This window comes from Streptomyces sp. OR43, from assembly GCF_008042275.1.
In the GTDB taxonomy this organism is placed as follows: domain Bacteria; phylum Actinomycetota; class Actinomycetes; order Streptomycetales; family Streptomycetaceae; genus Streptomyces.
This window is the reverse complement of record NZ_RDBK01000032.1, coordinates 108,900-116,372: the sequence shown is the minus strand read 5'-3', so window position 1 is coordinate 116,372 and position 7,473 is coordinate 108,900. Positions and strand designations below refer to the sequence as shown.

8 protein-coding genes are annotated in these 7,473 nt (G+C 69.8%); all 8 read left to right on the top strand.

Going from position 1 to position 7,473, the window contains the following annotated elements:
* The coding region (locus tag EAO72_RS16270) for an aminotransferase class I/II-fold pyridoxal phosphate-dependent enzyme (RefSeq protein WP_148018055.1) at positions 1-875 on the top strand (875 nt) is incomplete at its 5' end.
* Positions 854-1,276 carry an aminotransferase class I/II-fold pyridoxal phosphate-dependent enzyme gene (locus tag EAO72_RS41990; RefSeq protein WP_187285082.1) on the top strand — a complete coding sequence of 141 codons (423 nt, stop codon included), beginning with the start codon at positions 854-856 and terminating at the stop codon, positions 1,274-1,276. The genes EAO72_RS16270 and EAO72_RS41990, both read left to right, overlap by 22 nt.
* 118 nt (positions 1,277-1,394) lie before the next feature.
* On the top strand, positions 1,395-2,696 hold the full coding sequence (locus EAO72_RS16260) for a sensor histidine kinase (RefSeq protein ID WP_261991506.1): 1,302 nt from the start codon (positions 1,395-1,397) through the stop codon (positions 2,694-2,696).
* Positions 2,693-3,400 carry a response regulator transcription factor gene (locus EAO72_RS16255; RefSeq protein ID WP_148018053.1) on the top strand — a complete coding sequence of 236 codons (708 nt, stop codon included), beginning with the start codon at positions 2,693-2,695 and terminating at the stop codon, positions 3,398-3,400. The genes EAO72_RS16260 and EAO72_RS16255 overlap by 4 nt, the downstream gene beginning before the upstream one ends.
* Before the next feature lie 428 nt (positions 3,401-3,828).
* The gene (locus tag EAO72_RS16250) at positions 3,829-5,631 is read left to right on the top strand and encodes an ABC transporter ATP-binding protein (protein WP_261991505.1); all 1,803 of its coding nucleotides are present in this window, start codon (positions 3,829-3,831) and stop codon (positions 5,629-5,631) included.
* An 88-nt stretch (positions 5,632-5,719) separates the two neighbouring features.
* The gene (locus EAO72_RS16245) at positions 5,720-5,941 is read left to right on the top strand and encodes an MbtH family protein (RefSeq protein ID WP_148018052.1); all 222 of its coding nucleotides are present in this window, start codon (positions 5,720-5,722) and stop codon (positions 5,939-5,941) included.
* A 14-nt stretch (positions 5,942-5,955) separates the two neighbouring features.
* On the top strand, positions 5,956-6,753 hold the full coding sequence (locus tag EAO72_RS16240) for an alpha/beta fold hydrolase (RefSeq protein ID WP_148018051.1): 798 nt from the start codon (positions 5,956-5,958) through the stop codon (positions 6,751-6,753).
* Between the two features lie 21 nt (positions 6,754-6,774).
* A partial coding sequence (locus tag EAO72_RS16235) for an AMP-binding protein (RefSeq protein ID WP_148018058.1) occupies positions 6,775-7,473 on the top strand: 699 nt, incomplete at its 3' end.

Below are 7,473 nucleotides of genomic sequence, written 5' to 3'. Positions count from 1 at the left end.
TCGACCGGCTCGTCTTCGACGACGGCTACTCCCTCGGCGCCCCCTCCGTACGGGCCGCCGTCGCCCGGCACACCGGCGGCGTCGACCCGGACCGGGTCATGACGACGAGCGGCTCCGGCGAAGCACTGGCCCTGGTGATGTCCGCACTCCTCGATGCCGGCGACGAGGTCGTCGTCGTCCGGCCCGGGTACCACCTGCTCGTCGAGTACGTGACCGCCCTCGGCTGCACCATCAAGGACTGGCACCTCGACCCGGCGCGGGACTGGCACCCCGACGTCGACGAGCTCGCCGGCCTGGTCACCGAGCGGACCAAGGCGATCATCGTCAACTTCCCGCAGAACCCGACCGGCACCACCGTCACCGAGGACGAACTGCGCCGCATCGTCGCCCTCGCGGGCGAGGTCGGCGCGTGGCTCCTGTGGGACGGCGCGTTCCGCGACCTCACCTACGGGACGCCGCCGCTGCCCGACGTCACCACGCTCTACGAGCGGGCCGTCAGCTTCGGCAGCTTCTCCAAGGCGTTCGGGCTTCCCGGACTCCGCTTCGGCTGGTGCGTGGCACCCGCCGAGCTGCTGACCGACTGCGTCCGCATCCGCGACTACACCACGCTCCACGTGTCGCCGCTCAACGAACTGCTCGCCCAGGCCGTACTGGAGAACGCCCCGGCGTTCGTCCGCCCGCGCCTCGACCAGGCCGGCAGGTCGGCGCGTGGCTCCTGTGGGACGGCGCGTTCCGCGACCTCACCTACGGGACGCCGCCGCTGCCCGACGTCACCACGCTCTACGAGCGGGCCGTCAGCTTCGGCAGCTTCTCCAAGGCGTTCGGGCTTCCCGGACTCCGCTTCGGCTGGTGCGTGGCACCCGCCGAGCTGCTGACCGACTGCGTCCGCATCCGCGACTACACCACGCTCCACGTGTCGCCGCTCAACGAACTGCTCGCCCAGGCCGTACTGGAGAACGCCCCGGCGTTCGTCCGCCCGCGCCTCGACCAGGCCGGCCACAACCGAGAGCTCCTGCTCGACTGGGCCGCCGCACACCCCGACCTGGTGTCGCTGGCCGCGCCGGCCGGCGGCGTCAGCGCGTTCCCCCGGCTCGTCGACGTCCCCGACGTCGACGCGTTCTGCGACGCGCTGTTCCAGAAGAGCGGCGTGCTCGTCATCCCCGGCTCGTGCTTCGACAGCCCGCAGCACGTCCGGATCGGCTTCGGCGGCCGCACGGACCAGCTGACCCAGGGCCTCGAACGATTCGCGGACGCCCTCCGGGAGACGCGTCGCTGAGCCGTCGCACCACCCTCCTCCCTCGCGCGAGCGACACCCCCGTCCCTCGCGCGAGGGAGCACCTGATCACCGCGTGGAGCGACGACCGCGCACAGGGCCGACTGCCATAATGACCGGCGTGAACCGAGCGAGTGCGTGGCGTGACAGCTGGACCGGAGTGCTGCGGCGGGCCTCGGTCCTCCCACGCAACCCCGCCTTCGTCGCCACGCTGTGCGGGCTCGCGATCGCCGAATCGCTCGCCGAACTGGTCGCCGAGCGCGGATCGATCCCCCGGATGTTCGCGGCCACCACGCAGAACGCCACCGAGAACGGCAGCAGCATCCAACTCGCCATGGTCATCGGCCTGTTGTGCCTCTGCACCGCCCTGCCGCTGGCCCTCCTGCGCCCCGTCCTCGCCGGAGTCACGGTCACCGCGGCGAGCTTCGGCTCCCTCACGGTCTTCCACACGCTCACGCTCGCGGGCTTCGCCGCCCAGCTGATCGCCCAGTACCGGCTCGGCCGCTGCGGCCACGTCCTCGCGGCGACGCTGTTCAGCGTGCCGTTCCTCGCCCTCGCGCTCGACGTCGCGAGCGCCGGATCCGCGGACGCCACCGACTACCGGGTACGCGTCGTTCTCCTCGCCGCGCTGGCCCCGACGGCCGCCTTCGCGGGCCTCGCCCGCCGCGCCCGCGAGGGCGACCGGGAACGCGACGCCACCCGCGAGGTCATGGCCGGCAGCCAGTGGGAGAACGCCGCCCGCGAGGAGCGAGCCCGCATCGTCCGCGAACTCCACGACGTCGTCGGCCACCACGTCTCCATGATCGCCGTCCAGGCCGAGACCGCCCGCATGGCCACCCCCGGCATGCCCGCCGCGGGCGGCGAACGCCTCCTCAGCATCGGCGACACCGCCCGCGCCGCCCTCACCGAGATGCGCCGCCTGCTGGGCGTACTGCGCGACGACGACGAGCCGCCCAGCGGCGCCGAACGCCGGCCGCAACCCGACCTCACGCAGCTCGACGACCTCCTCGACGAGGCCCGCAAGGCATCCACCTCCACGATCCGGCTCATCCTCAGCGGCAGCCCCCGCCCCATGGGCCCCGGCATCGAGCTGGCCGTCTACCGCATCGTCCAGGAGTCCCTCACCAACGCCCGCAAGCACGCCTTGGGCGCACCCGTCGACGTCGAACTGCACTACGCCCACGACGCCCTGCACGTCAGCATCCGCGACAACGGGCCCGGAGCGCCGCCCGCGCCGCCCGGCAGCGGCGGTGGCAGCACGAACGGGAGCGGCAGTGGCAGTGGCAGCAGCGGCGGCTACGGCCTGCTCGGGATGCGGGAACGCGTCGCCGCCGTCGGCGGGCAGGTAAGCACAGGTCCGGCGGATGCCTGTGGATTCATCGTCGAAGCCAGTTTCCCCGCCAAACCAGAACGGACCCCATGACCACGCCGCCGTCACCGATCCGCGTCGTCGTCGCGGACGACCACCTCGTCGTCCGCACCGGATTCGCCGCGCTCCTCGACTCCCAGCCGGAATTCACCATCGTCGAGACCGCCACCAACGGCGTCGACGCGGTCCGCGTCTGCCGCGAGGTGTCCCCGGACGTCGTCCTCATGGACATCCGCATGCCCGAGATGGACGGCATAGAGGCCACCCGGCAGCTCCTCGGCGACGCGCCCGACGGGGCGGACGTCCCCCGCGTCCTCATCCTGACGACCTTCGACCTCGACGAGTACGTCTACGACGCGCTGCGCGCCGGCGCCAGCGGCTTCCTGCTCAAGGACGCCACCGCCGAGCGGCTCTTCGACGCGGTCCGCGTCGTCGCCGCCGGAGAGGCCCTGCTCGACCCCGGGGTCACCCGCCGGCTCATCAGCGAGTTCACGAAGCTGCCCGCGGGCAACCCGGCCGCCAAGCCCGCGTCGCCGGCCCTCCACACGCTCACGGCCCGGGAGACCGAGGTCCTGCTGCTCGTCGCCGAGGGCATGTCCAACGGGGAGATCGCCGCCCGCCTCCACGTCACGGAGGAGACGGTCAAGTCACACGTGAGCCGGACGCTGACCAAACTCGGTCTGCGGGACCGCACCCAGGCCGTCATCACCGCGTACGAAACGGGCCTCGTCGTTCCGGGAGCCCGCCGCACCGACTGAACCGTCGCGACTGAACGAGTCGCTCCGACGGAACCTCTGGTGGTCAGCGCCGTTGCTGAAGTATAAGCGCGGCGCTATTCGCTGTTGCTTCCCCGCAGGGCGTTCAACTGCGGCATCGCGTCAGTTGAAAACCACCTCTCCCACCCGTCCCGGCACCACCGCCGGACACCGTTGCCTCTTCAGGGCGCTCTCATGGATGCTTGCGGCCGAGCGAAGCTGTGCCGCGTAGAACACCGTGTGGCAATTTCCGTGAGGAGAAGAGCGCTGTGAGAGTGACGGTGCGGGCGCCGGACGACGGAGAGTTCCCTGACCCGTCGGGGGAAGGCAATCGAGGCGGTGGTCCGGAAGGAAACGAAGGAATTCGTCCCGGCACCATCCAGAGAATTTTCCCGTACGCAAAGCGATATCGCTTACGGCTTTCCTTTCTTGTGGGCGCCTCCGCGCTCAGCGCAGTCGTCACCGCGGCCAGCCCGCTGCTGTTCGGCATCGTCATCGACAAGGGCATCGTGCCCGGCAAGATGGACGTCGTCGTCTGGGTCGCCGCGGCGCTGCTCGGCCTCGCACTGGTCGACGCCCTGACGCAGTACTTCCAGGCGAAACTCTCCGCCCAGATCGGCGAGGGCCTCGTCTACGACCTGCGCACCCAGGTCTTCCGGCACGTCCAGGCGCAGCCGATCGGCTTCTTCACCCGCGCCCAGACCGGGTCCCTCGTCAGCCGGCTGAACACCGACGTCATCGGCGCCCAGCAGGCCGTCACCGTGCTGATGGCCGAGACGGTGAACACCGTCCTGACCCTGGTCCTGGTGCTCGGCGCGATGTTCTTCCTGTCCTGGCAGCTCAGCCTGGTCGCCCTGCTGATCGTTCCGCTCTTCCTGATCCCCGGTAAGGCCATCGGCCGGCGCATGCAGCACCTCGCCCGCGGGAGCATGCAACTCAACGCCGAGATGGGCTCGTTGATGAACGAGCGGTTCAACGTCGCCGGTGCCATGCTCAACAAGCTGTTCGGGCGCCCCGAGCGCGAGACGGCCTACTTCGCCGAACGCGCCCGTGCCGTACGGGACATCGGTGTGAAGACGAACGTCACCGCCCAGAAGCTCGGCATCATCATGGGCGTCACCGCCTCCGTGACGCTCGCCCTGCTTTTCGGCTTCGGCGGAGCGCTCGTGGTCAACGACGTCATCGCCGTCGGCACGCTCGTCTCCCTGGTCACCCTCGTCGGCCGGCTCTATACGCCGGTCCAGCAGCTCTCCAGCGTCCAGGCCAACGCCATGACCGCCCTCGTCAGCTTCGACCGGGTCTTCGAGATCCTCGACCTCGACCCGCTCGTCAAGGAGCGGATGGGCGCGGTCGACCTGCAGCTCACCAAGCCCGGCGCGGCACCGGACGTGCACTTCGACGGCGTCTCCTTCCGCTACCCCACCGCCGGCGAAGTCGCCCTGGCCTCCCTGGAGTCCACCGACCACGCCCGCGGCCCGGAGCGCGACGACGGGGGATGGGTCCTCGACGGCATCAGCTTCCGCGCCCCGGCGGGCAAGCTGACCGCCCTCGTCGGCCGGTCCGGCGCCGGCAAGACGACCATCACGAACCTGATGCCCCGGTTCTACGACCCCGTCTCCGGAACCGTACGCATCGGCGGCCACGACCTCCGCGACCTCACCATGAGGTCCCTCCAGGACACGATCGGCGTGGTCACCCAGGACGCCCACCTGTTCCACGACACCATCCGGGCCAACCTCCTGTACGCCCGCACCGACGCCACCGAGCCCGACCTCGTCGAGGCGTGCCGCGCAGCGCAGGTCTGGGACGTCGTCGAAGCGCTCCCCAACGGCCTGGACACGGTCGTCGGCGACCGCGGATTCCGCCTGTCGGGAGGAGAGAAGCAGCGCATCGCCCTCGCGAGGCTGCTCCTGAAGGCGCCCCCCGTGGTCGTCCTCGACGAGGCCACCGCGCACCTGGACGCCGAGTCCGAGGTCGCCATCCAGCGGGCCCTCAGGACCGCGCTCAAGGGCCGCACGTCCGTGGTGATCGCCCACCGGCTCTCGACCATCCGCGAGGCCGACCAGATCCTCGTCATCGACGACGGCCGGGTCCGCGAACGCGGCACGCACGAGGAGCTGCTGGCGTCCGGCGACTTGTACGCCGACCTGTACTACACGCAGTTCGCGCGGCAGGCCGTGGGGGAGACCGACGGCGGCGACGTCGTGCTCGGCGCGGCCGGCCCGTCCAACTGACCTGCGGCGGCCTGCCGTTGTAGAACCTCTTGTTCCACCGTCCTTTCCTTTCCTTCCCTTCCCGGAAACACCTGAAGAGGAGACAGCCATGCGTACCGTCACCTTCGACTTCGAGAACGACGAAGCCCGATTCAAGGTCCTCATCAACGACGAGGAGCAGTACTCGATCTGGCCGGCCGACCTGGCGGTCCCCGGCGGTTGGACCGAGACGGGCGTCAACGCCTCGAAGGCCGAGTGCGACGCCTATCTGGAGGAGACCTGGACCGACATGCGGCCCAAGAGCCTCCGCGTCGCGCTCGACGGCGAATAAGGGGCCCCACGGACATGCCGCACGTATTCACCAACGGCATTCGGCTTTCCTACGAACGGTCGGGCCGCGGTGAACGGGTCCTCATGATCATGGGGTCCTCGGCCGCGGGACGGGTCTGGACGCTGCACCAGACCCCCGCACTGAACGCGGCCGGCTACCAGACCATCACGGTCGACAACCGGGGAATCGCCCCCTCGGACATCCCCCCGGGGAAGTACACCCTCGACGACATGGTCGCCGACACCCAGGGCCTCATCGAGGCCCTGGACGCGGCGCCCTGCCGCATCGTGGGTGTCTCCCTGGGGGCGATGATCGCGCAGGAACTGGCGATCCGCGCGCCGCACCTCGTCCGGTGCGCCGTGCTGATCGCCACCAAGTCGCGCTCCGACGTCACCCGTGCCGCGCTGGGAGCCGCCGAACGGGCCCTGCTGCAGAGCGGAACCAAGCTGCCCGCGGACCACCAAGCGGCCGTGTCGGCGTTGCAGTGGCTCTCCCCTTCCACCCTCAACGACGACAAGGCCGTGTCGCTGTGGTGGGAGACCTTCCGGCTCTCCGGCGGCGAAAGCTCCGTCGGGCAGTCATGGATCAACACGGACGCCGACCGCAGAGAAGCACTCCGGAACGTGTCCGCACCTTGTCGTGTCATCGCATTCAGCGATGACTTCATCACCCCGCCACATCTCGCCGCCGAGGTCGCCGAGGCGATCCCTGACTGCGATTACGTGGAAATTCCCAAGAGCGGTCACTTCGGGTATCTGGAACGTCCTGACGAGGTGAACGCGGCAATCATCGAATTCCTGGACAAGAACTAGCGGAACCGCGTGGGGGGCGTCATGAACGGTGAACTGGAAAACAGGCGTGACCGATCGACCGATCTGCCGGCACAGAAACTGCCTACGGACCGGCCGCACACGCCGAACCGGCTCACCGACGTGGCACGCGAGGAGCTGGTGGCGGGTGGCGACGGCGGGCGTGTGGCGCTGCCGTCGGTGGGTGGGGTGCATGAGCTGATCGCGGAGCGGGCTGCGGCGGTGCCTGATGCGGTGGCTGTGGTGGCCGGCGCGGAGTCGGTGACGTACGGCGGGTTGATGGCGCGGGCCAACCGAATGGCGCACCTTCTCTGTGACGCGGGTGTGGGTGCGGAGTCCGTCGTGGGTCTGTGTCTGCCGCGTGGTGTGGACATGGTCGTGGCGGTGCTTGCGGTGTGGCAGGCGGGTGGTGCGTACGTGCCGCTGGACCCTGAATACCCGGTTGATCGGCTTGAGTTCATGCTCGCGGATGCGGGTGTGCAGGTGTTGGTGGGTGAGCGGGCGGTGGCTGAGGGGTTGCCGGTGGCGGGTCGTGTGGTGTGGCTGGACGATCCGGGTGTGGTGGACGCGCTGGCTGGACTCCCGTCGGTGGCGCCGGATGTGGTGACCGTTGCTGACCAGCTGGCGTATGTCATCTATACGTCGGGTTCGACGGGTCGTCCGAAGGGTGTGCAGGTCGCGCATGGTGGTGTGGTGAATCTGGCGCTGGCTCTGAGGTCGGCG

Bases quoted from the DNA above. Each gene is read 5' to 3' on its own strand.
- EAO72_RS16240 (WP_148018051.1), top strand. From the start codon at position 5,956: ATGCCGCACGTATTCACCAACGGCATTCGGCTTTCCTACGAACGGTCG.
- EAO72_RS16255 (WP_148018053.1), top strand. From the start codon at position 2,693: ATGACCACGCCGCCGTCACCGATCCGCGTCGTCGTCGCGGACGACCAC.
- EAO72_RS16245 (WP_148018052.1), top strand. From the start codon at position 5,720: ATGCGTACCGTCACCTTCGACTTCGAGAACGACGAAGCCCGATTCAAG.